Source organism: Arthrobacter sp. Y3223164 (assembly GCF_059091005.1).
The window spans coordinates 1-1,369 of sequence record NZ_JBNHGF010000563.1; the positions used below are offsets into that span (position 1 = coordinate 1).

A 1,369-nucleotide genomic window follows, 5' to 3' on the forward strand; every position below is an offset into this window, starting at 1 on the left:
GCCCGGCTGTCTTGGGCCGGAGGCCTGCAGCCCGGTCCCGCATCCTCCCCTCGCGCCGCGGTCCGGCGCGCCCGGTGCACCGTCGCGCCGCGGCGGACCGATTCCCGGACGGTAATCTTTCAGTGTCCGGCATTCGCCCGGCGTCAGCGACAAGGAGCAGTGGTGGCCCAGCAGATCCTGTGTATCTCGTTCTCGGATATCCAGGCCGACTCCCGGGTGCTGCGGCAAGTCAAGCTGTTGGCCGAAGCCGGTGAGGTCACCACGCTCAGCTACGGCAAGCGTCCCCCCGGAGCCACCCACCACCTCGAAATCGACGCGTCGCTGCCCTCGCTGCCGCAGACGCCGCTGGGTGTGCTGCTGTTGGCGCTGCGCCTGTATTCTGCGGTGGAGCTGGCTGCCCCCGCCATCAAGCAGGCCCGCGAACTGGTGGCGGGACGCCGCTTCGACCTGGTGGTGGCGAATGAGGCGCGCGCCCTGCCCCTGGCCCACGCCGTGGCGCAGGGGGCCCCGGTGTGGGGAGACATGCACGAGTGGGCGCCGGAGGAACGCTCCCATGTACTGCCCTGGCGGCTGCTGGTCGCGCCGTATATGCACAGGCTCTGCGCCAAGTACCTGCCGATCAGCGCCGCGGTCACCGCCGTTAACGGATCGATCGCCCGGATGTATGCGGATCAGTTCGGCTGCACGGTGGAGGTGGTCCGCAACGCGGGGCCGTTCCGATATCTGGACCCGTCGGCCCCCGTGCCGGGGAAGATCCGGCTGGTCCACAGCGGCGCCGCGGTACCCGGACGCAACCTGGAAGGCACCATCAACGCCGTAAAGCTGCTCGATGACCGCTTCACCCTGGATCTGTACCTGGTCAAGGCGCGCGACGGCGGGCGCTACTGGCAGCAGCTCAAGGACCTGGCCGATGGCGACGAACGCATCACCTTCCACGACGCGGTGCCGCCGGAAGAGCTGCCCGCCACGCTCAATGCCTACGACGTCGGGGTCTTTTCCCTTCCGCCGCAGACGATGAACCACAGGTTCATGTTGCCGAACAAGTTCTTCGATTTCGTCCAGGCGCGCCTGGCGCTGGTATTCAGCCCGTCCCCGGAGACCGCGGCCCTGATGAAGGCCTACGACCTGGGCGTGGTGACCGAGGACTTCAGTACCGAGTCGCTGGCCCGGGCGCTGGCGTCGCTGACCACGGAACAGGTGGACAAGTACAAGGCAAACGCCCACGGAGCCGCCGCGGCGCTCAGCTCGGCCGAGGACGAGGCCGTCACCAGGGGCATCCTCGCGGCCCTGCTGACGCCCTGACCGAGGCCGTCGCCGGAGCTATCCTTTCGGCGCTGTCGGAGCCTGGCCGCGCCACCGCCGGAGGCAT

Annotated in this window: 1 protein-coding gene; it reads left to right on the forward strand. The window is 69.0% G+C overall.

Features of this window, described 5'->3' with window-relative positions; translation table 11 throughout:
- Window positions 1-162: 162 nt before the first annotated feature.
- Window positions 163-1,302 (forward strand): glycosyltransferase, encoded by a 1,140-nt coding sequence (locus tag AC5RUJ_RS16410; protein WP_494128499.1) that lies wholly within the window; start codon window positions 163-165, stop codon window positions 1,300-1,302.
- Window positions 1,303-1,369 lie beyond the last annotated feature (67 nt).